Raw genomic sequence first — 26,961 nt, 5'->3', positions numbered from 1 at the left:
ATTCAGTGTGGGGATGAGACAAAAATCCCGGCCCCGGGTTCCTAAAACTTACGATACCATAGGGGCAAATCATAAACAGTCAATCCCGATCGGTCAGGCCTCTGTTGGCGCTGCGGGTCCGTCGCCATGGTCGCGCTCTTTTTCGCGCTCGGCTTCACGCGCTCGCGCCTCCTGCAACGCGCGCTCATCGGCCTCTTTCTGTAATCGCTCAGCCTCTTCGCGCGCTTCACGTGCGGCTTTTTCTTCCGGGGTCTCCGGGGTGATCAGTGCCACCAGCTGCCAATCCGCCTTGGGCTTGAACTCGTGCGAAATGGTGTATACGAACAACTTGCCGTTGGGATCAATCGCACACAGGGGCAACGCCCGATCACCGTAAGTTTGCTCGTATTTTTCCAGACCAAAGGACTCGGTCAGGCGCGTGGTTTTAATGGTGGCGCCTTTGGCGACCAGACTGGCCAGGCGCCCGTAGGTGGCAGTCTCGGAAAAAAGCCCAAGCTTCTTGGCGTAGGCCTCGCTCACCTGGTGGCTGGCGCGGCTTTCCTGCTCGTTACCGGAAAGTCCCAATACAGAGCCCTTGCCCATGGCATGTTCGAAATGATACGTCACCAGCGGATTGAGCTGGCGATAAGGGGACATCACCAAGACCTGGCCGATAGCGGATAAATCCATGGTACGGCGTGCGTGTTCGGATATCGGGTTGCCATAATAAGTGGGCACGTTATCCATACGCGCCTGCCGGATCGCATCCCAGTTGGTGTCGGCAATGCGGACAGGAATATCTTTATTGATTAACTCCTGGGCGAAGATCCGGGCAAATTTAGATGCGCCAAAAATCAGAAAACCGTTCGGTGCCGGTGCCCGGACGCCCAGCAAATTGGCCACATGTACCGAGGTCAGACTCTGCAGCACAACGGTGGTAATAATCACCAGAAACACCATCGGCACCAGCAGATCGGCTTCGGCATACCCCAGCTCTTCAAGCTTGAGCGCAAACAGAGCAGACACCGCCGCTGCAACAATGCCTCGGGGCGCAATCCAACTGAGCAAGGCCAATTCACGCCAGTTCAAGCCAGTGCCCACCGAGGAGACCAGTACCGAAATGGGCCGGGCAATAAAAATAATGGCAAACAACACCAACACAGCACCCCAGCCCACCTGCAAAATGGACCCGAAATCCATGCGCGCAGCCAACAAAATGAACAGTGCAGAAATCAGCAGGACCGACAGGGTTTCCTTGAACTCGAGAATGTCATCCACATCCACGTTTTTCATGTTGGCCAACCACATGCCCATGACGGTTACCGTCAGCAGACCGGATTCATGGGCAATCATATTGGAGCCGGCAAACGCACCCAACATGAGTGTGAGCACGGCCGTGTTCTGCAGGTAATGGGGAATCCAGTTTTTGCGCAACATATAGCCCAGGCCATAGCCCATGAGCGCACCCAGGCCAAAACCCACCAGCAGTACCAGACCAAAGGTCATGAAGGTATGTGTCCAGGCGTCCTGCGCAGAAATCACGTATTCGTAAACCAGTACGGCGAGCAAGGCGCCGATTGGATCAATGACAATACCTTCCCAACGCAGGATATTGGAAATTTTAGTGCTCGGGCGCACCGAGCGGAGCATGGGCACAATCACCGTCGGACCGGTCACCGTCACAATGGCCCCAAACAAAAACGCCATCTGCCAGGACATGCCAAGCGCATAGTGGGCCACTGGTGTCGCCACTGCCCAGGTCACCATGGCGCCCACGGTACACAGGTTGCGCACCATGGAACCGTGACCGGCGAGATCATCAAACTTGAGCGTCAATGCGCCTTCAAACAGAATGATCGCAACCGAGAGACTGACCAGTGGAAACAACAGTTCGCCAAACAGTGCATCCGGGTCCAGCACACCGAATGTCGGTCCCAGCAGGATACCGGTCACCAACAAAGGCAGAATGGCGGGCACTTTGACTTTGTAGGCCAGATACTGACAGCCGATGGAGGCCAATCCCACCCCCACCAACAACGCCATCGGATCAATCATAAATAGTCCTCATCGGGCCGCACCTTGCGCACCCTTACCAATCCAGCTTTTCCTGCTGGGGCGATGCATCGGCTCCGGCCGACCGCATCAGCAAACATTGCCCGAGCCGAGCTGCCGGAATGGCGCATTGGCTACCGTCCAACAGCGTCAGTAACAGGCGCTGCGGATTCTTATGGGCGATATGTCCCTGTAATTCACCCTGACTGTCCCTGACCAGGATTAACTCACCCACACCAAAAGGCACCAGATCATCCACCAGGTTTTCCGGTAGTTGCATGGTGGGCTTGCTGGTCATCCGCAATACGGGCTTTTGCAAAATCAGGCTGTTCGGGTAGGTCACCAGCTCGCCGCGGTTGTTGCGGATCAGTACATGAAACAGGGAAATATCCTCAACGGTACCCTGAATATCCACATCCTTTTCCACCACCTGAATCCAGTCACCAACCCGATAGGGGAAGCTGAAAAATATAATGGCACTGGCGGTAATGTTGCTGAGAATTGACCATTGCGCAAAAAACGCCACACCGGCGACGGCAAAAATCGAACTCAACAGGACTTCCACGTCGCTGAGATCCAGACCCAGCAGGCCCAGAATCACCAGGCCATATACGATGAACAACACCGTGTTAGTGGCGCGCAGCACAAACGCCAGACCAAATTCAGACACCTGGTTTTTGGTGCCCAGCTTGCGGATGCCCGCTTCGGTGAGATAACGCACCAAGACAAACACGGCAGTACACAGTGCAAGCAGCACCAGCGTCATTAACATGGGCTCATCCTTATCCAAGCGCCAACCATACACCCACCGCTACCATTAAGGAGCCGGCGATGCGGTTCAGCCAGTCGGCACCACCGGCGCGGGCAAGAAAACGCCGCAGATGGTGTCCGCCACTGGCATAAATCAACAGAGAACAGAACTCTATCACCACAATAATTGCAATCAAGGCTAGCAATTGCGGCGCCAAAGCCAAATCAGGGTGAATAAACTGCGGCAGCAAGGACACCATAAAGGCCCAGCCCTTGGGGTTACTGACCGCGGTGTTGAACCCCTGCAGCGCCAATGCGGTGCGGGTTTGTGGCGCCAGGCCAACCTGGTTGAGATCCGGGGGCGGCGCGCGCCAGAGTTTCCAGCCCAGCCAGAGCAGGTAGGCGGCACCCACCCAGCGCATGACCAGGAACAGATCGGGATAATTCGCCATCAACGCGGCCACGCCCAGTGCCGCCGCAGCGGCCACCAGAGCTACACCCGTGAGCTCGCCCGCCATCATCCACAGGCTGCGGCGTACACCCACGGCCATGCCCAAGGTCAATGCCAGGGTCATACACATGCCAGGGGAGATGGAAATCAGAAAAAAGGTCGGGACGAATAACGCCAGTAAATGGGTGTCCATCAAACCGGTTAGGTAGCTAAAGGAAGGGCATTGTGGGGGCATTTTTCCCCCGCTGTAAAGTGGCGCACAAGGTTTATCGCCTGTTTTTATGACCAGGTATCATATTCCGGTCAACCTCAGGAAGGCTCACCCGAAGGCCGGTGCAGTGGTCCCCCCAGCGGAAACTGGGTGACTTTCTCGCCACTTTTCAATTCAACCACCTTGGCGGCACCTTCCTTTTCGACTTCATCAATGCGGATAATCGAGTGCATGGGGATATAGGAACGTTTTACCTTGGCAAACTCGCCTTTCAGCTTTTCCTCACCCGGATCCACGATCATGGCCGAGCGCTCGCCAAAGACAAACTCTTCCACCTCGATAAAGCCGTACATCTCGCTCTGATAGATAGCGCGACAAAAGATCTCGTACACCTGATTCTGGTTGTAAAAGATGACTTTGTAAGTTGGATTAGCAGACATAGCAGTACACACGGTTATGACGGGGCAGACTCACAGCCCCCAAGGGCGCGCAAGGATACCATAACCACACCCCCTGCCAAGGGGATGGCCTGTGCAAGCTCCCACCATATCGCTATAATGCGCGGCCATTTTCTGATCAAAAATCACACAGGTTCGTTCACATGTCCTCTGCCGAAACCCCCGTCAAAAAGCTGTACATCAAGACGCACGGCTGCCAGATGAACGAATACGACTCCGCCCGCATGCGCGACCTGCTGGGGGACTCCCACAAGATGGTGGCCACCGACAACCCGGAAGAAGCCGACGTATTGCTGATTAATACCTGCTCAATCCGGGAAAAAGCCCAGGAAAAGCTGTTCCACCAGCTGGGGCGCTGGAAACACCTGAAAGAAGCCAACCCCAATGTGGTCATTGGCGTGGGCGGCTGCGTTGCCAGTCAGGAAGGCGAAGCGATCAGTGAACGCGCGCCATTCGTGGACCTGATCTTCGGCCCGCAGACCCTGCACCGCCTGCCCGACATGCTGGAAACCAAAAAGGAATCCGGTGTAGTGGTGGTGGATGTAAGCTTTCCTGAAATTGAAAAATTCGACCGTCTGCCCCAGCCTGAGGCCGACGGTGCCACAGCCTTCGTCTCCATCATGGAAGGTTGCTCCAAATACTGCACCTTTTGTGTCGTGCCCTACACCCGCGGCGAAGAAGTCTCCCGCCCGCTGGCCGATGTGCTCACTGAGGTGGCACATCTGGCCGCCCAAGGGGTACGCGAAATCAACCTGCTGGGCCAGAACGTGAACGCCTACCGGGGCGAGACCGCCGAGGGCGGTGTGGCCGATCTGGCGGAACTGATTACCTATGTGGCGGCCATCGATGGCATCGACCGCATCCGCTTTACCACCAGCCACCCGGTGGAGTTTTCCGACTCGTTGATCGAGGTCTATGGCCGGGTGCCCGAGCTGGTCAGCCACCTGCATCTGCCCGTGCAGTCGGGTTCTGACCGCATTCTGGCGGCCATGAAGCGGGGCCACACGGCACTGGAATACAAATCCAAGCTGCGCCGGATCAAGAAGCTGCGGCCCGATATCTGCTTCTCTTCCGATTTCATTGTGGGTTTCCCGGGCGAAACCGAGGCCGATTTTGAGGCCACGATGAAGCTGATTGAAGACATGAACTTTGATATTTCCTTCAGCTTTATCTACAGCCGCCGGCCGGGCACACCCGCCGCCGACCTATCCGATGACACGCCGGAATCGGTGAAAAAAGAGCGGCTGGCACGCCTGCAGGCACGCATCAACAACCAGGCACAACTGATTGCCCGCGCCATGGTGGGCAATACCGAGCGCGTGCTGGTCACGGGCGTATCCAAGAAGGATCCGGGTCAACTGTCCGGCCGTACCGAAAACAACCGGGTGGTGAACTTCCGCTGTGATCAGCCCGCGCTGATCGGCAAGTTTGCCGACGTCTTGATTGAAGAGGCCCTGCCCAACTCCCTGCGCGGCACCTTGTTGTGCTCCGAGCTGGATGCAGACTGGGCATAAGCCTGCCTTTTTATAGAAACAAATAGACAAAGCACAGCGTTTAACGCGCCCCCCGCTTGGGGTAACCTGAAACTGACACCGACCACAAAGGACAGTACGCCATTTGAACAGTAACATTACCGCAGCCACCGCTGCACCCGCCGCCGACGCCGTCAGTCACAGCTTTACCCTCGAACCCCATGATGCCCAGCGCCTTGCCGCCCTTTGCGGCCCGCTCAATGCGCACCTAAAGCAAATCGAAAAACGCCTGAACGTGACTATTCACAACCGGGGCGCCGAGTTTGCCTTGTCCGGCGATGCCCGGACCGCCGGCGCTGCCGCACAGATACTGCAGTCACTCTACGCGGGACTGGCCACAGAGCCCGAGCTCACCGCCGACCAGGTCCACCTGGCCCTGCAACAGTCGGACGTGGAATCGGCCATGGTCAGCAAGCAGTCCCTGGATGACATTACCCTGATCCGCACCGCCAAGTGCACCGTGCGCCCACGTGGCGCCAACCAACAGCGTTATGTGAAGGCGGTACAGAGCAACGACATCAATTTCGGCATCGGGCCGGCCGGTACCGGCAAAACCTATCTGGCCGTGGCCTGCGCGGTGGAAGCGCTGCTGAAAGACGAGATCGAACGCATCCTGCTGGTGCGCCCGGCGGTGGAAGCCGGTGAAAAGCTCGGCTTCCTGCCCGGCGATTTATCCCAGAAAGTCGACCCCTACTTGCGCCCACTCTATGACGCACTGTGGGAAATGCTCGGCTTTGATACCGTTGGCAAACTGATAGAGCGCAACGTGATCGAAGTGGCGCCCCTGGCCTACATGCGCGGGCGTACCCTCAACAATGCCTACGTGATTCTCGACGAAGCACAGAACACCACCCGCGAACAGATGAAAATGTTCCTGACCCGGATCGGCTTTGGCTCCACCGCGGTGATCACCGGCGACCCCTCCCAGATCGATCTGCCGCGCGGCCAGCATTCCGGCCTGAAGCACGTCATGGAAGTGCTGGACAAGGTCGCGGGCATCAGCTTTACCTACTTCCAACCCAAGGACGTGGTGCGCCACCCCTTGGTGCAGCGCATCGTCGAAGCCTACGATGAATACGACGCCCGGCAGCCGAAATCCGGAGGTCTGTGAGACCTTGATTACCCTCGACACCGAACGGGCTTCGCGCGCACCCAACCTGCCCGACCAGGCCCAGCTGGAACGCTGGGTCTGTGCCGCTATCGGGGCCAGGCGCAAGGAGGCGGAAGTCAGCCTTCTGATTGTGGATGAAGCCCAGGGCCAGGCGCTCAACCGGGATTACCGGGGCAAGGACTACCCCACCAACGTGCTTTCCTTTCCCGCCGATCTGCCGCCAGAACTGAACCTGCCCCTGCTGGGCGATCTGGTGGTCTGCGCCCCCGTGGTGGCGCGCGAAGCGACCGAACAAGGCAAATCAGAAACCGCCCATTGGGCGCATATGCTGGTGCACGGCACCTTGCATCTGTTGGGTTACGACCATATAGAGGACGCTGACGCCGATGCGATGGAAGCATTGGAAACTGAGATACTGCTGGATCTGGGCTTTCCCGCCCCCTATGCAGATCGCGAATAGTCAGTACAATGACCGCTCCGTTTGGATAACCCCTACATCAAGGAATTTGCCTCGCCATGAGCGATGAACCACCCAGTAGCCGGCCCCAGGAAAAATCCTGGCTGCGCAAACTGTTAGACAATTTCAACAATGAACCCAGCTCGCGCGAAGAACTGCTGGCCATCATCAAGGAAGCCGCCTCCCGCAACCTGTTTGATCAGGAAGCCCTGCACATCATTGAAGGCGCGCTGGAAGTATCCGATCAGCGGGTACACGACATCCTGATCCCCCGGTCCAAAATGGTCACCGTGCGGGTGGACGAATCGCCTGAAGAATACCTGCCCCGGATTATTGATTCCGGCCATTCGCGCTTCCCGGTTATTGGCGACAACACCGAAGATGTTCGCGGTATCCTGCTGGCAAAAGACTTATTGCCACTGATTCTGGGTGGCAAGGAAAATTTCAGTCTCGAAAGCATCATTCGTCCGGCCAACGTCATCCCCGAGAGTAAACGACTGAATATCCTGTTGCGGGAGTTCCGGGAAAACCGCTACCACATGGCGCTGGTATTGGATGAGTACGGCGGCATCTCGGGGCTGGTCACCATCGAAGACATCCTGGAGGAAATCGTCGGCGAAATCGAAGACGAGACCGACGAGGAAGATAACGACTCCGATATCCGCAAGCTGGAAAACAACGTTTACGTGGTCAAGGCCCAAACCCCGATTGAAGACTTCAACGAGTTCTTCAACAGTGGCTTTTCTGAGGATGATTTCGACACCATCGGCGGCGTGGTGCTGAGCGGTTTCGGCCACCTGGCCAAACGCAATGAATCGGTCACCATTGACGGCTACGAATTCACAGTACTCTACGCCGACAGCCGTAAACTCCATTTGCTGCGGGTCAGCGCACCCCAATCACAATGAACAGGCCGCTGATGCTGGCGCTGGCCGCGCTGGCGGGCGTTGGCCTGCCGCTGGGACTGGCGCCGTTTGATTTCAGCTGGCTGGCGCTGGCGGGTATCACTGTGCTGGCCTGGCTGATCAGCCGCCCGCAATCGGCCGGCTTCAGTTTTCTGCTCACCTTCTGCTATGGACTCGGCCTCTACGGTGCCGGTGTCTACTGGGTGTTTGTCAGTATTCACACTTACGGCAACGCGCCAGTGCCACTGGCGTTATTCATGACTGCGCTGTTTGTGGCCTTCATGGCGTTCATGTTTGCGCTGCCGTTCTTCCTGGCCCGACGCTACCTGTTTGATGCCAGCGCCATGCTCTGGGCTTTTCCCGCGCTCTGGCTGTTCAACGAGCTGTATCGCAGCTGGATTTTCACGGGCTTTCCCTGGTTACTGTCTGGCTACAGCCAGATGGATACCTGGCTGGTGGGCTGGGCGCCGGTGGCGGGGGTGTTCGGGCTCGGCTTTATCTGTGCCCTCAGCGCCAGCGCCCTGGTGTATTTGCGCTCTCCGGGTCCTTGGCGCTATCTGCCCATCGCGGCCTGCGCCTGCCTGTGGCTGCTGGGCAAACCACTGCAAACCATCGAATGGACCCAGCCTGTTGGCAGCCCGAAACAGGTGGCACTGGTGCAACCCAATATTCCCCAGCAACACAAGTGGGATCTGAGCTGGCGTCAGCCCACCTACCAGCGCCTGGAAACGCTCAGCCGGGATCACTGGGACGCCGACTGGCTGATCTGGCCCGAAGCGGCGCTCCCCACCCTCCTGTCTGATGCCCAGCCGTTTCTGGCCGAGCAGGCCGAACAGGCTGCCGCCACCCGGACCAGTCTGGTCACAGGTATCATTGCCGACCTGGCGCGCCGCTATCACAACAGCCTGGTGGTACTGGGCCAGGGCAGCGGCATTTACCACAAGCAGCGCCTGGTGCCATTTGGCGAGTACGTTCCGATGCAGGATCAGCTGCGCGGGTTGATTGAGTTCTTCGACCTGCCCATGTCGGTGTTGCACCGCGGCCCGTCCGGCCAGTCGCCACTCTGGCTGGCAGACACCCCGGTGTGGCCCGCCGTGTGCTACGAAATCGTTTATCCGGACCTGATTGCAGAAGGCAGCCGCGGAGCCAATGCCATTCTGACCGTGAGTAACGACGCTTGGTTTGGTGCCTCCACGGCGCCGGTTCAGCACCTGCAGATGGCCCGCATGCGAGCCATTGAAACCGGCAGACCGGTAATACGCGCCACCAACGATGGCCTGACCGCGCTGATCGATGACCGAGGCAGGATTACCGCACAGGGTGAGCGCTTTACCCAACTGACCTTGCGCGGACAGACCCAACCTATGGCCGGACAGACACCATTCATGATCACCGGCAGCTTGCCGTGGTGGTTGCTGAGTATTGTGTGGGCCGGCGCAATCAGGTTGCGCCAGGTGCGCGCACAAAACCAGGCCTGAAAGCCCGGTTTTGTGCCGTCAGTGACCGGGGTGCCGGGTCAGACCGCGGAGGATAAATTGCGCAGCACGCCGTAGCTTACGCTGACCGGCTTGCCATCTTTCAGTATGCGCCGGACCGCAAGGTCATCCACCAGCGGCGACATCATGGAAAAGGTGTAGTGACTGATGCTGTTGTCTTCACCCCAGCCCATCTGGAAGCAACCAAACACACTGCCCTGGTGTGGCAGATAAATGTGCCGGTAAAAACTGGTTTGTGCGACCGGTAACGCCAACCGACGGACAAGCTGGCTGATCACCGCGCCGGCATTGCGCGCCAGCACGCCATTGGCGCTGTCCTCGATGAATACTGCGTAGCGGCCCTGATGCTCGAATAATTTAACCAGTAGCTGCACAGGATTTCCCTGTTTATCGAGCAGCTCAATCCGGGACAGGTTGGGAAGTAAATTGGTTTTCATTGTATAGCCCCCCAATAACTCAGGCTTTGACGTGGGTAATGGTTACTGCGCCTGTACCGCGGTACAGACCCCTTTGCCAAAATTCCATTCAGGCGGCAGCAATCGTCAGGCTGCTGAGAATTCCGTTAATGAGTTTGTGATGCCCGGCTTTCACCGGTGCCGCTTTGGCAGTGACGGGGCACTGCCCCACCCAGGAAAAGTGCCAGCGCCACAAGGTCGCCTGCTCTTCCGCTTCCCGCCATTCGACAATCTGCAGCCGTTCAGTGGTGCTTTTACACAAGGCCAACAACTGACGGGCAAAGTGTTCAGCATTCTTGGCCAGACGCCGGGCCGACACCTGATCGGGCGACCGGATGACCACCAGATCAATCTCACCTTCCCGATGACACAACACTTCGGCGTCAACGGACTGGCCCAGGCGATTCGCCAAGGTCACCTGAGTAAACTCGCTGTCTTTAATTAACATCTCGATTTGCACTAACGGACTTCTAAAATAGTTATATTTATAGTGTTTTTTATAATTATTTTTATCTAAAGGAAGGGACACCCCAGACCTTGCACGGCAGTCTATCATAGAGCTTTCCGGAACCAAGAGGTTCGCTGCTTATTCCAAAAGAGCGGCTATGATCGTTTCGAAGTGTGACAGAAAGATGTTACGCAAGGCCACAACAGCACAAAAAACAGACGGACCTGTCAGTCATGGGCAGCCATGGCGTGTACGCAATTACGGCCGTTGTGTTTAGCGTCATAAAGGGCTTCATCCGCCGCCGACACCAATGCCTGCCAGTCGCGGTCGGCACCCGCGGCGGCACCCGCGCTCAGACTCAGCACCCCAAGCGGGCTCTTATCGTGCTCAATCGACAGCGCCAGCACAGCATTGCGGGCCCTTTCTGCAGCCGACACCGCGCCCTCCAGATCGGTTTCCGGCAACAACAGCATCAACTCTTCACCGCCATAGCGGTAGAGCCGGTCGCCAGCCCGCAGGGTGCGGCCGATGGCTGTCGCCACCGCTTTCAGCGCTTCGTCACCCAGCTGGTGGCCATAGTGGTCGTTGTAACGTTTGAACCAGTCGATATCCAGCAGCGCCACGCCGTAGGGTAAATGGCGCCGGTCACTGCCAGCGGCCGTGTGCTTGAGATCCCGCTCCATTGCCCGCCGGTTGCCGATACCCATCAGCGGATCCAGCAAACTGAGGGCTTTGAGCCGCTCGTTGTCTGAGGCCAGCGAGAGCTGCTGGGCCAGTATGTGGGAATAGGCCCGCACCAGATCGGTCTGGGTCACCACCCCAACCAGATCACCGGCAGCGTTCAGCACCGGCAGGTGGCGGATCGCCTTTTCCATGCACTTATCCAGCGCCGTCTGCAGGCCATCGGTATCCATGACTGCCACCAAATGCCGGCTCATGACATCACACACCCGACCCAAATGCGCCAGATTCAGGTTGTCCTGATCAATCAGGTAATCAATGTGATTGACCAGATCGCGCTCGGTGATAATGCCGGCCAGTTCCGCGCCGCGCATCACCATGAGACAGGAAATGCCTTCCTCCCGGACCCGCCGGTAAGCCAGCACCAAGGGCTCTTCAGGCGCAATGCGGGCCACATTACGGGACATCAGTTGCGCAATGGGAATATGGTTTAGCAAAGCCTGCTGGTTAATGGGTGAGCTCCTTGCGTCTGAACACCTGACCGCCGCAGCCCTCGCAAGCCAACAACGCCCGCGCAACATCCAGCGCGGCGTCCTGACCGCAACCGGCACAGGCCAGGTGAACGCCTCCGGGCTTTTCGCCGGCCACCATCACCTCGGCCGAATGGCCCAGGCATAAACTCAGGTGCAACCATTCCGCCCGGAACGGATCAGCCGCACTGAGCATCCAGGCGCCGGCCCGCTGTTCCAGGGTATTGATGTCCTGTGCCAGCCCCGACAAATAGCGACCGGCCGCATGCGCATCATCGGACAACCAGGCCCGGACCAAAGACGCTTCATCTTTGACCATGTCTTCGGCCGCCAGCTCCAGCTTCACAAAGCCTTCCACGCCCTGGTTGAGGGCCTGTTGCCAGTGGTCTTCCTGAGCTGATTCTCTCTTCTGTGCCATTCTCGCCACCTCCCGGCCAAATGGGCTCTGCTGCATACCAATCCCGTGCGCGAAGCCCTATAATTGCCCGCTTTGCTCTAATCACACAGTTAAGTATAGGCCCATCGTGACAACTCATCTGCCACTGACAGAACATTACCATCCGGACCAGATTGAAGCCGCCACCCAGACCTTCTGGGAAACCGAGAAGAGCTTCGTGGTCACTGAAGACAGCAGCCGGGAAAAGTTCTACTGCCTATCCATGTTCCCCTACCCCAGCGGCAAGCTGCACATGGGCCATGTGCGCAACTACACCATTTCGGACGTGATTGCCCGTTACCAGCGCATGCAAGGCAAAAACGTATTGCACCCCATGGGTTGGGATGCCTTCGGCCTGCCAGCCGAAAATGCGGCAATCAAACACAACACCGCTCCCGCAGCCTGGACCTATTCCAATACCGATTACATGCGCGGCCAACTCAAGCGCCTGGGCTTTGGTTTCGATTGGAGCCGCGAAGTCACCACCTGCAAGCCGGATTACTACAAGTGGGAGCAGTGGTTTTTCACCCGCCTGATCGAAAAAGGCCTGGCCTACAAAAAAGTCTCTTCGGTGAACTGGTGCCCGAACGACATGACCGTGCTGGCCAACGAGCAGGTCATCGACGGCTGCTGCTGGCGTTGCGACTCGAAAGTGGAGCGCAAAGAGATTCCCCAGTGGTTTATCAAAATCACCGATTACGCCGAGCAATTGCTGAACGATCTGGACCAGCTGGACGAATGGCCCGAGCAGGTGCGCACCATGCAGCGCAACTGGATCGGCAAGAGCCAGGGCGTGGAGATGACTTTCGAGCTGGAAGCCCCGGTGGGCGAACACACGGCATTTGATGTCTACACCACCCGCCCCGACACCTTAATGGGCGTCACTTATGTGAGCCTGGCGGCCGAACACCCGATCAGTAAAAAGCTGGCGGAAAACAACGCAGCACTCGCCGCCTTTATCGCCGAATGCAAAATTCAGTCGGTGTCCGAAGCCGACATGGCCACCATGGACAAAAAGGGTTTCGATACCGGCATCAAAGCCCTGCACCCGCTCACCGGTAAGCCGGTGGCCGTGTGGGTGGCCAACTATGTGTTGATGGATTACGGCTCGGGCGCGGTGATGGCGGTGCCGGCACACGACCAGCGCGATTTTGAATTTGCCCAGAAATACGGTCTGGCCATCGAGCAGGTAATCGACGGCGAAGGCGATCTGACCAAGGCCGCTATTACTGAAAAAGGCAAACTGATCAATTCCGGCGAATTTGACGGCCTCGAATTCCAGGCCGCCTTCGACGCCATTGCCGCCAAACTGCAACAGGAAAACAAAGGCCGTATCACCACCAATTTCCGTTTGCGCGACTGGGGTGTATCCCGCCAGCGCTACTGGGGCGCCCCGATTCCCGTGCTGTACCTCAACGGCGGCAAGGAAATTCCGGTGCCTGCATCGCGCCTGCCGGTCTTGCTGCCTGAAGAGGTGGTCATGGATGGCGTACATTCGCCCATCAAAAAAGACGAGCAGTGGCGCAAAACCGAATTCGATGGTCAGGCGGCCGAACACGAAACGGATACGTTCGACACCTTCATGGAGTCATCCTGGTATTACGCCCGTTATACCTGCGCCAATTTCGATGGCGGCATGATCGACAAAGCCGCCGCCGACTACTGGCTGCCGGTGGATCAATACGTGGGCGGCATTGAGCACGCCATCCTGCACCTGTTGTACGCGCGCTTTTTCCACAAGCTGATGCGCGACGAAGGCCTGGTGAGCGGCGATGAGCCATTCAAGCGTTTACTGTGCCAGGGCATGGTGCTGAAAGACGGCACCAAGATGTCCAAGTCCAAAGGCAACACCGTTGACCCGCAGGAGTTAATCGACCAGTACGGCGCCGATACCGTGCGCCTGTTCACCATGTTTGCCGCACCGCCCGAGCAATCACTGGAATGGAATGACGCGGGCGTAGAAGGCGCACACCGGTTCTTGCGTAAACTCTGGAAAGCGGTTCACGCCCACCAGCAGGCCGGCACAGCGCCCGAACTGAAGGTGGACAGTTTAACCGGGCCGCAAAAAGACCTGCGCCGCAAAACCCACGAAACCATCGCCAAGGTGAGCGACGATTACGGCCGTCGCCAGACGTTCAACACCGCCATTGCCGCGGTGATGGAATTGCTCAATGACGTCACCCGCTTTGAACGCAAAGACGACCAGGACCTGGCGGTGGAGCGCGAAGCCCTGCTGGCAGCCGTACAGCTGCTGGCGCCTATCGTCCCGCACATCTGCCATACCTTGTGGGCAGGCCTGGGGCGCGGTGACAATTTGTTGGATGCCGGCTGGCCGCAACTGGATGAAGCGGCGTTAGTGAAAAGTGAATTGGAACTGGTGGTACAGATCAACGGCAAGGTGCGCGCCAAAATTACCGTCGCCGCCGACGCCGACAACGACACCATTATTGCGCTGGCCAAATCCAACGACAATGTGCAGAAGTTCCTGGACGGCGTTGAAATAAAAATGTGCAAAGTGGTCCCGGGCAAACTGGTGACCTTTGCGGTGAAGTAATCAAGGAAATAAAACCATGAGGCTACTGCGGTATACAGTTGTTGCCATATCCCTGTTACTCGCTGCCTGCGGCTGGCACCTGAAAGGCGCAATTGATGTGCCCGACAACTTCACCGCACTCAAAATTCAGGGCGCCTCCGGTGCCCTGGAAGATGAACTGCACGCGCAGCTGGCCGCCAACGGTATCAATACGCGCCCCGAAGGCAATTCGGGTTTTTATACGCTTGCTCTCGGTCGCGAAATTAACGAAAGGCGCACCGCCGCGCTGGGCGCGGATGCGGTGGTCGCCGAGTACGAATACCTGAAAGCCATTCAGTTTGAATTGCGGGATCCGGATAATCGCCTGATTGGCAAGCCCACAACGGCGGAAATCGCACGCGCGGTCAGTTACAATGCCAATAGCGTGCTGAGCTCCACCGGCGAGGGCACTCTGGTACAAACCGAAATGACCCGCGAACTTGCCTCGCAAATCATCCGCCGCCTGAGTTTTATGATCGAACAAAGTCCCGATGGCCAAGCTGCGCGCTGAGCAATTGGCTGCGGCCGCCAGCAAAAGCCTGGCGCCCATCTACATCATCAGTGGTGACGAGCCGCTCTTGGTGCAGGAAGCCTGTGACACCTTGCGCCAATCCGCTCGCCAACAGGGCTATACCGAACGCGAGCGCTATCACGCCGACAAAAGCTTCGACTGGGGTCAGCTGCACGCCAGTGCGGCAAGCCTGTCGTTGTTTGCCGAAAAGAAAATTATCGAGTTGCACATCACCGGTGGCAAACCCGGCACTGAAGGTGGAAAAGCCTTGCAGGAGTATGCGGCACGCCCGGCAGACGACAACCTGCTGCTTATTGTGCTGCCAAAAATTGATCGCAACACCCAAAAGGCCAAATGGTTTTCCGCGCTGGAACAGGCGGGGGTTTTCATTCAGATCTGGCCGATCAATGGCGCCCAATTACATCAATGGCTGGACCAACGGCTCAGTGCGGCAGGCCTGAGTGCGGACAGAAGCGCCATCGACATGTTGGCAACCCGCATCGAAGGCAATTTACTGGCGGCGGCGCAGGAAATCGAAAAACTGAAACTACTGGCAACCGATGGCCGGGTGGATTCACAGTTACTGGCCAATGTGGTGGCCAATTCCGCCCGCTACGATATTTTCGGGCTGGTGGACAAAGCCCTGTTGGGCGATGTTCAGGCAGCAGTACGCAACCTGCAGGGCCTGAAAGGCGAAGGCACGGAACCCCTCGCTATTTTGTGGGCACTCACGCGCGATATCCGGTCGTTATTGCAAGTGGCTGCGGGCACCGCCAGTGGCAGCAACTTCGACTGGGCATGCAAACAGGCCGGCGTGTGGGATTCCAAAAAGTCCATCGTCAGCGCCGCGCTGCGCCGCCTGAAGCCCAACGAACTGGAAGTCTTGTTGCGTAAATGCAACGGTATCGACCGGGCGGTTAAGGGCATGCGCCCGGCCGACCCCTGGGACGAATTGCTCGACCTTGTATTGCAGCTGGCCGGGGTACGCAGCCTGACCGCGAGCAATACCCGCATGAGTTTGAGCATTTAATCCAGAACCTCAACCCGAATTTTTAATACGCGGATTTGCTTGCAAGCCAAAATGATTTTCTACCCACAGGTTCTTCAGTAATGTAGCTCAGTGCTTATTGCGCTTGGTTGTGGGACCGTTGATACAAGGTTTTCATCCGATACGCTTCGGCTTCTTTGGCAATCTGGCGCTTAAGACTCTTGGCCTCTGCATGGGCAGTGAGTTTTTGTTCGCCACTAACCAGCCGCTCCAGAAAGAACCGGGTGTTTGCCGGGATATCCCTATCCCAGCCTTCGATATAGTCTTCATCTTCCTGCTTGTCGGTTTCCGATACTTTGAGCCACACCAATGCCTTGGCATAGTCTTTTTCAACTTGCTCGCCTTTGTAGTAATGCCAGAACATACGGAATTGAGCCAAATTGCTTCCCAGCATAGCCGCCTCACGAACAAGCTCAAAGGACGCGGCCGGATCGGCTTCTACACCGAGCCCGTTTTCCAGCGTGTAAGCCTTATTCAACCTGGCCAGCACACTGCCCGTTTCAATGGCTTTATCCAGATGCAGATGCACGGCTTCATAATCGTGAGCACGAAGTGCGTATATCGCTAACCGGTTACAGGCCACCGCGAATTCTTTTTCACAGGCTTCCTCGATAAGATCCTGCGCCATAGCGTCATTTCTGGACAGTCGCTCGCCCGATGCTCGCATTTGAGCCACCCGATATATCGCCTCCGCATAGCCCGCAGAGGCCGCTCGCTGATAAAGCGAAAGCGCTCGCTTTTCGGCCGTAGCATCAGCTTCGCCCATGAGCAATTCAGCCAATAAAAATTGTGCCTGGGCATTGTCTTTTCCCGCAGCATACTCACACTCTTGTTTGGCTGCGACCCATTGCGCGCTATCAAATTCCACCAGACAGTTTTTATGCGCATCGCGCAACAACGCTTCATCACTATCGTTAGAATCTGCTGTGGTCTTCGCAGCTGGATTCCACAAAGTAATCTCAGCCGAATTCACCAGTTTCTGCATTTTGGGGCTGAGATCTGAATAATCTTTAAGCAAGGATTCCACGGGAATCGCAAAACCAATTCCCTCTGTACCGGAGAGAATCATTGTATTCACTCCTACCAATTGACCCTGCTCATCAATCAAAGGCCCGCCACTGTTGCCCGGGTTGATCGCTGCATCGGTTTGCACATACTCCGCGGCCTCATGGGTTTGATAGCCCGATACAATCCCAGCAGTGACCGTATATTTAAGTCCTGCTGGGTTGCCAATAGTGAAAACTTTATGGCCTAAGGGTAAGTCTGAATCGGGATTCAACCCCATCGCAGGGCATCCATCTGCTTTGAGGTAAAGATAGGCAAGATCATAATTTTCGCTGATTCCCTGCACCTTGGCTGCTAAGCTTCTGCCGTTTACTAGGGAGACAGTGATTTCTTTTGCCAGACCGTTGGATTTGAACGCTGTAATTGCCTTGTCAAGATGCTGTTTTTCCCGTTGCAATTCATGCCGCTGCTCTCTCGTTGCCACACCGTGTTCCAGATACCGTGTCACTTGCTGGTGGCGATATTTCATTTCCTTCATGTCTTGGTAGGTCAGCTGAACCACATGTCGGTTGGTGACCACTGTGCAAGCCTGATCGAAGAAAAAACCCGAGCCCGTACCAAAACCAGAATCAATAAACACCGTGCTGTTCCTGGCCGTTTCAATGGCATTACGTGGCTTGTGCGTGGTGAGAATTTCTCGCTCGACGGCTCCAGAGGCCGGTGCTACTGACGCACCAGGTCCGATCTCAGTGGAAGAAGACGCTGGTTCACGGACCTCAGGCGATGGTTCGGTGCCAGAGGTGCCAGAACCAGCCAACCCGGAACTAGCAGGTTCGGAGCGTGAACTAAGCGGTATGTCAGTCGCGTCATATGCCTGCCCCTCCGCGCTGGCACCTGCATGTTGATCCCGCCCATCCGTACATGACAGCAAAGCCGGCAACAACAGCAAGCCCCATAGTATTCTTACGTGCATTAATCTGAACTCTTATTCACCAGTGTTAATGCCCGCAATACTACTGGTTAAACGCTAGTGTTTGAACGCTGTCGCACCAGCTTGGTAGTTTAGTTTGATTGTATCTTGCTCATTTTCTCAAATACCAGAATGAACCGGCTGGTTTTACCTCTGACCCGCTGGTCAAATACGCTGATATCGAGTGGATCTGTCTTGTTTTCCAACAACGCCGATTGGGCCACCAGCTTAAAACCAAAGGGCGTGACACGTTCGATGACGGCTTTACGCTCGATGCGGTGTAAGGTCTGGGCCGCGCTCACACCGGTGCCGGATTTGGCCTCGTGATCGACAATAATCAACCGCCCTTGTGTGACCAGGGCATCGGCTAACTGCTGTATGAAGGCCTGATCGTCAATCGCTGGCCAACCTTGCGCGGCATCGGCGAAATAGAGATCGTGAAATGACAATCCCATGAAGATGACATCCTGACTGGCCGGCGTCAGATCCAGATCATCCACTTCCCGGTCATGCAGCCCCACCTGCGACAGGGGTTTGTCGTGAAAGCGTTTGTGGACATCGGGCCCGACGAAGCTTCGGTAGGCTTTGTTATTGTGGACCAACACTTTACCGGTGGACCCGACGGCCGCGGCAAACAATTCGCTCCAATAGCCGCCGCCGGCGAAAACATCCACCACCTGATCTCCCGACTTGAGATTCATGAACGCAACCAGCTCAGCAGCCTTGTCCCTCTGATCCCGCTGCCGGTCCTCCGCGCTTCTTTCCGGTGCGGCCAGCAATGCCTGCACTTCGGTAGCACCGGCCACTGCTGGCACGCTGATCGCGGCAGTCAGGATAAACACCAGGCCGGCAATGCCTGTGATAATCTGCTTAGTCATAGTTATTCTCCTGCTGGATTTTATTATGTCGACGACTGAGAAATCTTATATCTGCAGCTGTCACTGCGGCGCAGTGAAAGCCGAATGCCTGCTGCCCGATGCTATTACGGTACAGGAATGCAACTGTTCCATGTGCCAGAAGCTCGGTTTTCAACACATTATTGTGCCCACTTCGCGCTTTCGACTGATTCAGGGCGCGGACGCCATTACCACTTACACGTTTAATACCGGTGTTGCCAAACATACGTTCTGCAGCCGTTGTGGTGTAAAGCCTTTTTATACGCCGCGCTCAAACCCGGACGGGTTCAGCGTCAATCTGCGCTGCCTGGAGACCCGCCCGCCACGCGTAACCCTTGAGCCGTTTGATGGCCAGAACTGGGAACAGCACGCCGACAGCCTCAGGCACCTGTCGGAGTAAGTTCTCAGATCATTACACTGATTACCAGTGTAATGATCCCGGCACCCAGTAGATTGATCGCAAAGCCCTCGCGCGCCATGCGCGCTACCGTGAGTTCGCCAGTGCCAAACACAATGGCGTTGGGTGCTGTGGCCACGGGCAGCATGAATGCACAACTGGCCGACAGTGCCGCAGGCAGCATCAGCAGCATAGGGTCGAGGCCCGCGCCCACACCGGCGGCAGCCAGTATCGGCATCAGCAACGTGGCGGTCGCCGTATTACTGGTTATTTCGGTCAGGAAGGTAACCGACAGCGCTACCACCAATACCAGCAGCCACACCGGCAGGTTAACCAGACCCGACAGCACATTGCCGATGGCTTCCGACAAGCCCGTCGCGGTGAACGCGGCCGCGAGAGCAATACCGCCCGCAAACAGCAGCAAAACGCCCCAGTGAATGTCCCGCGCTGATTCCCAATCCAGCAAGCGGCCACCATCCCCGTCGGGGATCAACGCCAGCACAATCACGGCGGTAAGCGCCACCGCAGCATAATTTGCAGTTTCAAGCCCGAGCCATTGAGTCCAGCCGCCCGCCGGCTCCGACAGCGTCATCCAGGCCAACGCCGTAGCCGCAAAAACCCATAACACTCGCCGCTCGGCCGGCCGCCAGGCGCCCATTTCAGGCAACGCCAATGCGCCGCTGGAGCTCAACGAACGGGTCAGCCACCAGGCCGCCAGCGGTATCAGCAGTACCACAACCGGCAGTGCCATCAGCATCCAACCCAGAAAACTCACTGGCTCACCGGTGGTGTTGGCATACACCTGCAGAAAAATCACATTGGCAGGCGTGCCAATGGGCGTCCCCAATCCCCCGATACTGGCCGCGTAGGCAATACCCAACAGCAGCGGAACGGAAAAGGATTTGTCGTGCGCACGCTCGACAATGGCCAGAGCCACAGGCAATAGCATCAACACGGTGGCGGTGTTGGAAATCCACATGGACAAAATGGCTGATGCCAGCATAAAGCCCACCACCAGCCGGCGATGGGAACTGCCGCCGCACAGGCGCACCATGCCCACGGCCAGGCGTTTATGCGCACCGGATTTTTCCATCGCCTTGGACAACATGGCACCGCCGGCAAGCAATAAGATCAGTGGCGAACCGTAGGCCTGAGCCACCTGTTTGCCATCCAGAATACCCAGCAGCGGAAAAACACCCAGCGGAATCAGTGATGTAATCGGAATGGGGATGGGCTCAAAAATCCACCAGAGGGCACACACCACCGTAAGCCCGGCGGTGAGGCAGGCATGGGTTTGCCAACCGTGGGCGTGCATGAACCACGCCAGCAACGCACCCACCAACGGCGCCACATAGATAAGGTGATCCTGCCATTGTCTGAACAAAGCTGCCCCCTGGCCGGTAAGGTCCGGCGCTTATTATTGATGGTGTATGTTTCCGGCAGCCGTCAGTGCAAAGGCAGGTCAGGTCACCGCGCAAAGTAAGCGCCAGAAAACACCCAACGGCTACTGCCTGGACAACCAGAACTGTCTGGCCACCCGCGCGCTGTGATTGGCCCGGTCCAGCGCAAATTCCCGCGCGGCTTTGTGCAGCGATGCCCTTTCATCGGCAGGCAGGTCGCCAAACAAATGATCCACCACCCGGAAATATTCATCCCAGTGAATCGGATAAAAACTCAACCACAAACCGAACCGATCGGCCAGCGAAAGTTTTTCTTCCACCACATCGCCGTGATGCAGTTCGTTGTTGACGATGCGGGTACCGTCATTGTCACTGGTATGTTCCGGCATCAGGTGACGGCGGTTGCTGGTGGCGTAAATCAACACATTGTCGGGCGGCAGTTCGATCGAACCTTCCAGCACACTTTTCAGGTGCTTATAGCCTCCCTCGCCCGCCTCGAAACTCAGGTCGTCACAAAAAATAATAAAGCGTTGGGGCAAGTCGCGGATGTCATCAACGATTTCCGGCAGGTCAATCAAATCGTCTTTATCCACTTCGATAACGCGCAAGCCCCGTTCGGCGTACTCATTCAACAGGGCCTTGATCAGACTGGACTTGCCCGTGCCGCGCGAGCCCCACAACAACACGTTATTGGTTTTCCTGCCCGCCAGAAAACGCTCGGTATTATCCACCACCGCGGCCTTTTGCCGGTCGATGCCCAACAGATCCGCCAGCCGGACACTGTCCAATTGGGTCACTGCCCGCATTTGCTGGCGCCGCGGTCGCCAGATGGCCGCGTGGGTCTCCTGCCAATCCGGCAGCTCGGTCCTGCGATCGATACTCAAAACGATTAACCTTTTTGAACGATGTCTTTCAGCGCCGCCACCAGCGCTTTCATATCGGCGCGCGAACCAATACTGATACGCAAATAGTCGCTGATCCGCGGTTTGTTGAAATAACGCACCAGCACCGCGCGCTCGCGCAACTGTTCAAACACCGTTGCCGCCGGCGCAAACGTTGGCTTAGCAAACACAAAATTTGCCGCCGAGGGCAAAACGTCAAAACCAAGCTTGGTTAACTGCTCAACACAGAACTCTCGATTGGCAATCACATCGGCGCAACCTTGCTGAAAATAATCATCATCTTCAAACGAGGCAATACCGGCGAGCTCCGCCAGCCGGTCGACAGGGTAGGAGTTAAAACTGTTTTTCACCCGATCCAAAGCGTCAATCAGGCCCGGATGCCCCAACGCATACCCCAGACGAATACCCGCCAGAGCACGTGATTTGCTGGTGGTATGCACCACTAAGACATTATCAAACTCGTTGATCAGGCTCACCGCAGACTCACCACCAAAATCGATATAGGCCTCGTCGACCAGCACCACCGAATCCCGGTTGTGCTCGAGCAACGCGCGAATATCCGCCAACCCGACCAGCATGCCCGTCGGTGCATTGGGGTTGGCAAAAATGATGCCGCCATTGGGTTTATGATAATCCGCAAGGTTCAGGCTGAAGTCGTCGGCCAGCGGAATGCGCTCGTGCTCAATGCCGTAGAGGTTGCAGTAGGTTGGGTAGAAACTGTAGGTGATATCCGGGAACAGCAGCGGCGACGCCTGCTGGAAAAACGCATAGAACGCATGCGCCAACACTTCATCCGAACCATTGCCCACAAACACCTGATTCACCTGCAAATCAAAATGCCGGGCGATAGCCATTTTAAGGTTGGTGGAATTCGGGTCAGGGTAGAGCCGCAAACGGTCGATTTGGTCCGCGCTCAGGGCTTTGGCCACGCGCGGTGACGGCGCAAAAGCGCTCTCATTGGTATTGAGCTTGACCAGATTGAGGACTTTCGGCTGTTCGCCGGGTACATAGGGCTCGAGCCGGCTGACCGCGGGGCTCCATAAACGCGACTGTGACATCTTGGCGTCTGATCCTGACTGCTGCTTGGAAAGGCCGCAGTATATCCTATGGCGCCTGCATGCATTAAGCTCTCCCGTCAGGTCTGCATAAATCTAATGCAAAGGAACCAGCCCATGCCCTTTCTCGTGTTATCGGTACTCCTCCAATTGGCCCTGGTGGTCCATGTCATGAAAACCGGCCGCGACCGCTATTGGGTCTGGGTTTTACTGATGGCGCCGCTGATTGGCGGCCTCGCGTACCTGATCATCGAGGTGCTACCGGGCCTCAAGCACAACCGCAACGTCAAACGTGCAAGCGAAAAGTTTAATCAAAGGCTCGACCCAAGCCGCGGCATGCGGGAAGCCGCCCACGCCCTCAAGCGACAGCAGAGCGTGGATAATTTTGTCCGCATGGGCGAACAGTGTGAGCAGGCCGGCATGCTGTCCGACGCAGAGCAGTATTACGAGCAGGCGCTGACCGGCCAGTACCAGCACGACCCGCACATTTTGCAACGTATCGCGCGGGTACAGCTGGCAGATCAACGGCCGGCGGCCTGCCGGCAAACCCTGGAAACCCTGATTGCGAAAAACCCGGACCACCGCTCCACCAGCGGGCATGAACTCTATGCCGAGGCACTTTACGCGCTCGAAGAGTGGCCGGCGGCGCGGGACGAATACCAGGCGTTAAGCCAATACAACGCCACCGCCAAGGTGCGTTATCGCCTGGGCTTGTGTGAAGAAAAGCTGGGCAATCGATCAGCCGCTCGCACCGCCTGGCAAACCCTGCTGGACGGCGACAACGCCGCACCCACCGACGAAACGCCCGAGCGGGTTTGGTTCGACAAGGCCCGGCTGGGCCTCAACAACCTCTGATTAACGCGCGGATTAAAGCGCGCGCCAGGCTTCAGCCAGCGCCTGCATTGCCTCATACAACTGATGATCGGAAAGATAAGGCGCGGGACCGAAGCGTAAACTGCGGCCACGCGCATCGGTGAGCACGCCGCGCTGTTTCAGGCCCGCGCTCAGGGCTTGTGCCCATTCCGTGTCCAGCACCAGAAAACCGGCCCGCTCCTCCCGCGCCATGGCGCGATCCGGGCCGATGGTTTCCGGTAAATTGAGGGCATCAAAGCAGTCGAGCAATACCCCAGTCTGATGCTGACTGATCTGTCGTAACAGTGCCGGCGTTAGCGCCCGTTGCTGGAAAAAATCGAACACCGCTGCCGCCCGATAATGGCTGGTGGGGTCATAGGTAGAACCGGCAAACGCCGCGGCGCCCTTACCGTACTGCACCTGGTCGCCGTGGCTCGATTCCAGTAGTGCGAACTCCGCGTACCAACCGGTATTCACGGGGCGCCAATCGCAACCGGGCGGCACCCGCAAAAAACAATTGCCCTCACCGAGCTGGCAGTATTTGTAGCCACCGCCCACAATAAATGCCTGCACCAGCCCCATGGCCTGAACATCAACGGGCACCACGTTAAGCGCGTGATACACATCCACTAACAGCGGTATGCCTTTCCGATTTGCCGCCTCGGCCACCGCAGGCAAATCAGCAAATATTCTACCGCTATTAAAAAACACCTGAGATACCATGACAGCCGCTGTTGAATCATCCATGGCATCGATGATGCGCCCGGCCAGTGACTGCATGGGCACTTGTGGCACCACCACCAACTCAACCCCGGTCTCTTTCAGGCGGTTGAGCTGGCGACGCAGTGTGTGAAACTCACTGTCGGTGGTAATCAGGCGAGGGCGCGCATTCAGATCCAGCGCTGACAAGAAACGCAACACCAGCTCGTGGGTATTCTGACCCAGCGCGATATCCGCCGCCGGCTCGTTCAGCAGCCGGGCAAACCCGGCCTTAACCTGGTCTGCCTTTTCCGCGGCCAGCGCCCACTTGTCGTCAACGTACTCAGCCGCATCCAACCAGGCCTGCTGTTGAGCGCTGAAGGCGCAATCGGGCCAGGCTTGGTGGGAATGGCCGGTGAGCAGCAGCCTGTCGGCCACGCGAAAATGCCGGTAATCATCCGCCAGCGGGTTAACGGGTTTTTGCAAATCTTCTATGCTCAACGGCATGGTGGTTCAGTTCCTGATTGCCAGTAGCCAGCAACGTTATTTAAAGCCGATACCGAATATTCCACAAATCCGGATAGACCGGTGCAAACAGGGTCGACCGCAGATATTCTGCACCGCTTGAGCCGCCAGTGCCGGGCTTCATGCCAATGGTGCGCTCCACCATTTTGACGTGTCGGTAACGCCACTCCTGCAGGCCCTCATCAATATCCACAATCGCTTCCATCAGTTCTGACAACAGCGGCTCAGTGCGATAGATCATGATCAGCAAGTCCTGCAATTCGGTATCAGGCTTGATCGACTCGGTCACATCCCGCTGCATCACATCCAGCGGCACGGCAAATCCGCGACGGGACAAAAAGGCCAGAAACACATCCCACATTGCCGGCGCTTTCAGGCGCTTTTCCAGGCGTTCACGTTCGGGCGAGCCTTCCGGATAGGGTTTCATTTTTGCCGGGTTTTTCAGCCCCAGCAAGAATTCAATTTCACGGAACTGGAACGACTGAAAGCCCGAAGCTGTATCCAGAAATTCGCGGAAGGAAGAAAACTCCAACGGGCTCATGGTTTCCAGAATATCCACCTGTTGCACCAACGTCTTCAGTATGGTGCGTACGCGTTTGAGTGTGTGCAGGCACCGGAATCGTTCGTCCTCGCGAAACAACACACACAGGTGATCCAGTTCATGCAGCAATTGCTTGAACCAGAGCTCGTAGGCCTGATGTATGGTAATAAACAACAGCTCATCGTGCTCAGGCCCTTTGGATAAAGGTTTTTGCAACTGAATGAGTTCGTTGACTTTAAGGTAATCGCCGTAAGTGAGTGCCATGTAAAACTCGTGAAATCCAATGGTGTCAATTAGTCAAAAAAAGAACAGGTGTGTTCCAGCTCATAGCGGGAAATGTTGGGTACTTTCACTCCCTCTGCCGGATAACCCACCACCAACAGAAGAAAGGGCCGCTCATCGTCGGGCCGCTTCAGAATACGGTTGAGGAATTTCATCGGGCTGGGCGTATGGGTCAGTGTTGCCAGCCCCGACAGGTGCAGCGCACTGATCAGCATGCCTGTGGCCAACCCCACCGATTCGCTGGTGTAATAGTTTTTATGCTTGCCACCGTCGTCACCCGGATTGAATTTCTGCAGGAATACACCAATCAAACAGGGCGCGGTCTCCAGGAAAGGCTTCTGATCATCAGTTCCCAGCGGCGCCAGATCTTTCAACCATTCATCGCTGGCGCGGCGCTCATAGAACTCGCGCTCTTCCGCTTCTGCGGCCAGGCGAATTTCGCGTTTGACGGCAGGGTCTGTCACCACCGCAAAATGCCACGGTTGCTTGTTTGCACCGCTGGGCGCAGTGCCGGCCGTGCGCAGCGCTTGCTCGATGACTGCCCGTGGAATCGGGTCAGCGGAAAAGTCGCGCACGCTCCTACGCGTCTTCATCCTCTGGTAGAATGCTTGCGCTTCCCGGCACATGTCCTGTTCAGGCATGCGGCTGTATTGCAAGGGAATAAATGCGTCTTGACCGTGTATGCTGGCCATGGAATCGTCCTGTTCTGGTTATGCTTATATGCCACGCCGGACTGTGGCTTGCGGCCGGGGACAAACCCCGACGCCTCTCTGCGTCGAAAGGTTTGCAAGATAAGGTTACATATGAAACCATTGTGCGCCGCTGTTGGCAACCCTGAGATCGCCCTTTTGCCGTATGACCACACAAAACGAAAAAACTGAGCTGTTACAACTGGCCGACTTTCTGCCCTACCGGCTTGCCACTTTGGCCAACCGTATCAGTTACGCCATTGCCGAAGCCTATTCGAGCCGGTTTCACCTGACGATACCCGCCTGGCGAGTCATGGCTGTGCTGGGGCTGGAGGACAATCTCACCGCGGCCGACCTGGTGTCGCGCACGGCAATGGATAAAGTTGCCATCAGCAGGGCCGTGTCCAGCCTGCTGGACATGGAGTGCATACACCGGGAGCTGGACGAAGACGACCGGCGCCGCGCATTGCTCACGCTAACGCCCAAGGGCCGTGATATTTACCAGCGCATTATTCCGCTTGCGCGCTGCTATGAGCAGGACCTGCTCAATCAACTCAGCGATGAGGAGCAACAAGCGCTCAAGCAAATTACCAATAAATTGCAAAAACGCGTCAATCAGTGGGAGCGCAACAACGTCAATCCCGCCACACTGAACAAGGAATAAC

Annotated in this window: 27 protein-coding genes; 11 read left to right on the top strand and 16 right to left on the bottom strand. The window is 56.9% G+C overall.

Features of this window, described 5'->3' with window-relative positions; translation table 11 throughout:
- Positions 1–93: 93 nt before the first annotated feature.
- From M5M_RS17030 to M5M_RS17015, 4 genes are all read right to left on the bottom strand, one after another.
- Complete coding sequence (locus tag M5M_RS17030) at positions 94–2,034, bottom strand: cation:proton antiporter (RefSeq protein ID WP_015048749.1); 1,941 nt, start codon at positions 2,032–2,034, stop codon at positions 94–96.
- Between the two features lie 34 nt (positions 2,035–2,068).
- Entirely contained in the window at positions 2,069–2,803 is a 735-nt protein-coding gene (locus M5M_RS17025; RefSeq protein WP_015048748.1) for a mechanosensitive ion channel domain-containing protein, read from the bottom strand.
- A 10-nt stretch (positions 2,804–2,813) separates the two neighbouring features.
- Positions 2,814–3,467 carry a LysE family translocator gene (locus tag M5M_RS17020; RefSeq protein WP_244431044.1) on the bottom strand — a complete coding sequence of 218 codons (654 nt, stop codon included), beginning with the start codon at positions 3,465–3,467 and terminating at the stop codon, positions 2,814–2,816.
- A 74-nt stretch (positions 3,468–3,541) separates the two neighbouring features.
- On the bottom strand, positions 3,542–3,883 hold the full coding sequence (locus M5M_RS17015) for a DUF1820 family protein (RefSeq protein WP_015048746.1): 342 nt from the start codon (positions 3,881–3,883) through the stop codon (positions 3,542–3,544).
- A gap of 161 nt (positions 3,884–4,044) precedes the next feature.
- Between M5M_RS17015 and miaB the strand changes: the two genes are divergently transcribed.
- From miaB to lnt, 5 genes are all read left to right on the top strand, one after another.
- Positions 4,045–5,415 (top strand): tRNA (N6-isopentenyl adenosine(37)-C2)-methylthiotransferase MiaB, encoded by a 1,371-nt coding sequence (gene miaB / locus M5M_RS17010; protein WP_015048745.1) that lies wholly within the window; start codon positions 4,045–4,047, stop codon positions 5,413–5,415.
- A 103-nt stretch (positions 5,416–5,518) separates the two neighbouring features.
- Positions 5,519–6,544, top strand: coding sequence for a PhoH family protein (locus tag M5M_RS17005; protein WP_015048744.1), 1,026 nt, complete (start codon positions 5,519–5,521; stop codon positions 6,542–6,544).
- Positions 6,504–7,004, top strand: coding sequence for an rRNA maturation RNase YbeY (gene ybeY, locus M5M_RS17000; RefSeq protein ID WP_169528922.1), 501 nt, complete (start codon positions 6,504–6,506; stop codon positions 7,002–7,004). The genes M5M_RS17005 and ybeY overlap by 41 nt, the downstream gene beginning before the upstream one ends.
- 56 nt (positions 7,005–7,060) lie before the next feature.
- Positions 7,061–7,909: an HlyC/CorC family transporter gene (locus M5M_RS16995; protein ID WP_015048742.1), complete on the top strand. Its 849-nt coding sequence runs from the start codon at positions 7,061–7,063 to the stop codon at positions 7,907–7,909.
- Positions 7,906–9,384: an apolipoprotein N-acyltransferase gene (gene lnt / locus M5M_RS16990; protein ID WP_029879194.1), complete on the top strand. Its 1,479-nt coding sequence runs from the start codon at positions 7,906–7,908 to the stop codon at positions 9,382–9,384. The genes M5M_RS16995 and lnt overlap by 4 nt, the downstream gene beginning before the upstream one ends.
- Before the next feature lie 38 nt (positions 9,385–9,422).
- Here lnt and M5M_RS16985 read toward each other — a convergent pair whose 3' ends face one another.
- The 4 genes from M5M_RS16985 to M5M_RS19725 form a co-directional block, all read right to left on the bottom strand.
- On the bottom strand, positions 9,423–9,839 hold the full coding sequence (locus M5M_RS16985; protein ID WP_015048740.1) for a hypothetical protein: 417 nt from the start codon (positions 9,837–9,839) through the stop codon (positions 9,423–9,425).
- 88 nt (positions 9,840–9,927) lie between these two features.
- A complete protein-coding gene (locus tag M5M_RS16980) occupies positions 9,928–10,305 on the bottom strand; it encodes a hypothetical protein (protein WP_029879196.1) in 378 nt (125 codons plus the stop codon).
- Positions 10,306–10,532: 227 nt separating this feature from the next.
- Positions 10,533–11,453 (bottom strand): GGDEF domain-containing protein, encoded by a 921-nt coding sequence (locus M5M_RS19730; protein ID WP_162141137.1) that lies wholly within the window; start codon positions 11,451–11,453, stop codon positions 10,533–10,535.
- Positions 11,454–11,493: 40 nt separating this feature from the next.
- Positions 11,494–11,934 carry a zinc ribbon-containing protein gene (locus M5M_RS19725; protein ID WP_015048737.1) on the bottom strand — a complete coding sequence of 147 codons (441 nt, stop codon included), beginning with the start codon at positions 11,932–11,934 and terminating at the stop codon, positions 11,494–11,496.
- Between the two features lie 124 nt (positions 11,935–12,058).
- Here M5M_RS19725 and leuS point away from each other — a divergent pair, with 124 nt between their 5' ends.
- From leuS to holA, 3 genes are read left to right on the top strand one after another with little or no spacing between them, the layout of a single operon-like run.
- Positions 12,059–14,506 carry a leucine--tRNA ligase gene (gene leuS, locus M5M_RS16965; protein ID WP_024330128.1) on the top strand — a complete coding sequence of 816 codons (2,448 nt, stop codon included), beginning with the start codon at positions 12,059–12,061 and terminating at the stop codon, positions 14,504–14,506.
- A gap of 16 nt (positions 14,507–14,522) precedes the next feature.
- Positions 14,523–15,035 (top strand): LPS-assembly lipoprotein LptE, encoded by a 513-nt coding sequence (locus M5M_RS16960; RefSeq protein ID WP_015048736.1) that lies wholly within the window; start codon positions 14,523–14,525, stop codon positions 15,033–15,035.
- A complete protein-coding gene (holA, locus tag M5M_RS16955; protein ID WP_015048735.1) occupies positions 15,016–16,065 on the top strand; it encodes a DNA polymerase III subunit delta in 1,050 nt (349 codons plus the stop codon). The genes M5M_RS16960 and holA overlap by 20 nt, the downstream gene beginning before the upstream one ends.
- Before the next feature lie 94 nt (positions 16,066–16,159).
- Here the strand turns inward: holA and M5M_RS21010 are convergent, their stop codons facing one another.
- Positions 16,160–17,728: a trypsin-like peptidase domain-containing protein gene (locus M5M_RS21010; RefSeq protein ID WP_015048734.1), complete on the bottom strand. Its 1,569-nt coding sequence runs from the start codon at positions 17,726–17,728 to the stop codon at positions 16,160–16,162.
- A gap of 422 nt (positions 17,729–18,150) precedes the next feature.
- Positions 18,151–18,936, bottom strand: coding sequence for a class I SAM-dependent methyltransferase (locus tag M5M_RS16945; RefSeq protein WP_015048733.1), 786 nt, complete (start codon positions 18,934–18,936; stop codon positions 18,151–18,153).
- Positions 18,937–18,961: 25 nt separating this feature from the next.
- Between M5M_RS16945 and M5M_RS16940 the strand changes: the two genes are divergently transcribed.
- Complete coding sequence (locus M5M_RS16940) at positions 18,962–19,354, top strand: GFA family protein (protein WP_016389850.1); 393 nt, start codon at positions 18,962–18,964, stop codon at positions 19,352–19,354.
- 4 nt (positions 19,355–19,358) lie between these two features.
- On the opposite strand, the gene M5M_RS16935 is transcribed toward M5M_RS16940, so the two are convergent.
- The 3 genes from M5M_RS16935 to hisC all read right to left on the bottom strand — a co-directional run bounded on the left by M5M_RS16935 (position 19,359) and on the right by hisC (position 22,711).
- Complete coding sequence (locus M5M_RS16935) at positions 19,359–20,735, bottom strand: SLC13 family permease (RefSeq protein ID WP_015048731.1); 1,377 nt, start codon at positions 20,733–20,735, stop codon at positions 19,359–19,361.
- A 120-nt stretch (positions 20,736–20,855) separates the two neighbouring features.
- A complete protein-coding gene (locus M5M_RS16930; RefSeq protein WP_015048730.1) occupies positions 20,856–21,635 on the bottom strand; it encodes an ATP-binding protein in 780 nt (259 codons plus the stop codon).
- 5 nt (positions 21,636–21,640) lie between these two features.
- A complete protein-coding gene (gene hisC, locus M5M_RS16925) occupies positions 21,641–22,711 on the bottom strand; it encodes a histidinol-phosphate transaminase (RefSeq protein WP_015048729.1) in 1,071 nt (356 codons plus the stop codon).
- 114 nt (positions 22,712–22,825) lie between these two features.
- Between hisC and M5M_RS16920 the strand changes: the two genes are divergently transcribed.
- A complete protein-coding gene (locus M5M_RS16920; protein ID WP_015048728.1) occupies positions 22,826–23,563 on the top strand; it encodes a tetratricopeptide repeat protein in 738 nt (245 codons plus the stop codon).
- Between the two features lie 12 nt (positions 23,564–23,575).
- Here the strand turns inward: M5M_RS16920 and M5M_RS16915 are convergent, their stop codons facing one another.
- The 3 genes from M5M_RS16915 to M5M_RS16905 are packed head-to-tail and all read right to left on the bottom strand — an operon-like array spanning position 23,576 to position 26,299.
- The gene (locus M5M_RS16915) at positions 23,576–24,766 is read right to left on the bottom strand and encodes an aminotransferase class V-fold PLP-dependent enzyme (RefSeq protein ID WP_015048727.1); all 1,191 of its coding nucleotides are present in this window, start codon (positions 24,764–24,766) and stop codon (positions 23,576–23,578) included.
- A gap of 40 nt (positions 24,767–24,806) precedes the next feature.
- On the bottom strand, positions 24,807–25,610 hold the full coding sequence (locus M5M_RS16910; protein ID WP_276324571.1) for a tryptophan 2,3-dioxygenase: 804 nt from the start codon (positions 25,608–25,610) through the stop codon (positions 24,807–24,809).
- Between the two features lie 8 nt (positions 25,611–25,618).
- The gene (locus M5M_RS16905; RefSeq protein ID WP_015048725.1) at positions 25,619–26,299 is read right to left on the bottom strand and encodes a nitroreductase family protein; all 681 of its coding nucleotides are present in this window, start codon (positions 26,297–26,299) and stop codon (positions 25,619–25,621) included.
- A 163-nt stretch (positions 26,300–26,462) separates the two neighbouring features.
- On the opposite strand from M5M_RS16905, the gene M5M_RS16900 reads away from it, so the two are divergent.
- Positions 26,463–26,960 (top strand): MarR family winged helix-turn-helix transcriptional regulator, encoded by a 498-nt coding sequence (locus tag M5M_RS16900; RefSeq protein WP_016389845.1) that lies wholly within the window; start codon positions 26,463–26,465, stop codon positions 26,958–26,960.
- Position 26,961 lies beyond the last annotated feature (1 nt).

The sequence above is a fragment of the Simiduia agarivorans SA1 = DSM 21679 genome, from assembly GCF_000305785.2.
In the GTDB taxonomy this organism is placed as follows: Bacteria; Pseudomonadota; Gammaproteobacteria; order Pseudomonadales; family Cellvibrionaceae; genus Simiduia; species Simiduia agarivorans.
Note: the sequence above shows the minus strand (reverse complement) of the source record. Positions and strands in the feature narration are given on the sequence as shown.

Coding starts and splice junctions, on each gene's coding strand:
- M5M_RS17030 (WP_015048749.1), bottom strand. CDS start 2,034: ATGATTGATCCGATGGCGTTGTTGGTGGGGGTGGGATTGGCCTCCATC.
- M5M_RS17025 (WP_015048748.1), bottom strand. CDS start 2,803: ATGTTAATGACGCTGGTGCTGCTTGCACTGTGTACTGCCGTGTTTGTC.
- M5M_RS17020 (WP_244431044.1), bottom strand. CDS start 3,467: ATGCCCCCACAATGCCCTTCCTTTAGCTACCTAACCGGTTTGATGGAC.
- M5M_RS17015 (WP_015048746.1), bottom strand. CDS start 3,883: ATGTCTGCTAATCCAACTTACAAAGTCATCTTTTACAACCAGAATCAG.
- miaB (WP_015048745.1), top strand. CDS start 4,045: ATGTCCTCTGCCGAAACCCCCGTCAAAAAGCTGTACATCAAGACGCAC.
- ybeY (WP_169528922.1), top strand. CDS start 6,504: ATGAATACGACGCCCGGCAGCCGAAATCCGGAGGTCTGTGAGACCTTG.
- M5M_RS16995 (WP_015048742.1), top strand. CDS start 7,061: ATGAGCGATGAACCACCCAGTAGCCGGCCCCAGGAAAAATCCTGGCTG.
- lnt (WP_029879194.1), top strand. CDS start 7,906: ATGAACAGGCCGCTGATGCTGGCGCTGGCCGCGCTGGCGGGCGTTGGC.
- M5M_RS16985 (WP_015048740.1), bottom strand. CDS start 9,839: ATGAAAACCAATTTACTTCCCAACCTGTCCCGGATTGAGCTGCTCGAT.
- M5M_RS16980 (WP_029879196.1), bottom strand. CDS start 10,305: ATGTTAATTAAAGACAGCGAGTTTACTCAGGTGACCTTGGCGAATCGC.
- M5M_RS19730 (WP_162141137.1), bottom strand. CDS start 11,453: ATGTCCCGTAATGTGGCCCGCATTGCGCCTGAAGAGCCCTTGGTGCTG.
- M5M_RS19725 (WP_015048737.1), bottom strand. CDS start 11,934: ATGGCACAGAAGAGAGAATCAGCTCAGGAAGACCACTGGCAACAGGCC.
- M5M_RS16960 (WP_015048736.1), top strand. CDS start 14,523: ATGAGGCTACTGCGGTATACAGTTGTTGCCATATCCCTGTTACTCGCT.
- holA (WP_015048735.1), top strand. CDS start 15,016: ATGGCCAAGCTGCGCGCTGAGCAATTGGCTGCGGCCGCCAGCAAAAGC.
- M5M_RS16945 (WP_015048733.1), bottom strand. CDS start 18,936: ATGACTAAGCAGATTATCACAGGCATTGCCGGCCTGGTGTTTATCCTG.
- M5M_RS16940 (WP_016389850.1), top strand. CDS start 18,962: ATGTCGACGACTGAGAAATCTTATATCTGCAGCTGTCACTGCGGCGCA.
- hisC (WP_015048729.1), bottom strand. CDS start 22,711: ATGTCACAGTCGCGTTTATGGAGCCCCGCGGTCAGCCGGCTCGAGCCC.
- M5M_RS16920 (WP_015048728.1), top strand. CDS start 22,826: ATGCCCTTTCTCGTGTTATCGGTACTCCTCCAATTGGCCCTGGTGGTC.
- M5M_RS16915 (WP_015048727.1), bottom strand. CDS start 24,766: ATGCCGTTGAGCATAGAAGATTTGCAAAAACCCGTTAACCCGCTGGCG.
- M5M_RS16905 (WP_015048725.1), bottom strand. CDS start 26,299: ATGGCCAGCATACACGGTCAAGACGCATTTATTCCCTTGCAATACAGC.
- M5M_RS16900 (WP_016389845.1), top strand. CDS start 26,463: ATGACCACACAAAACGAAAAAACTGAGCTGTTACAACTGGCCGACTTT.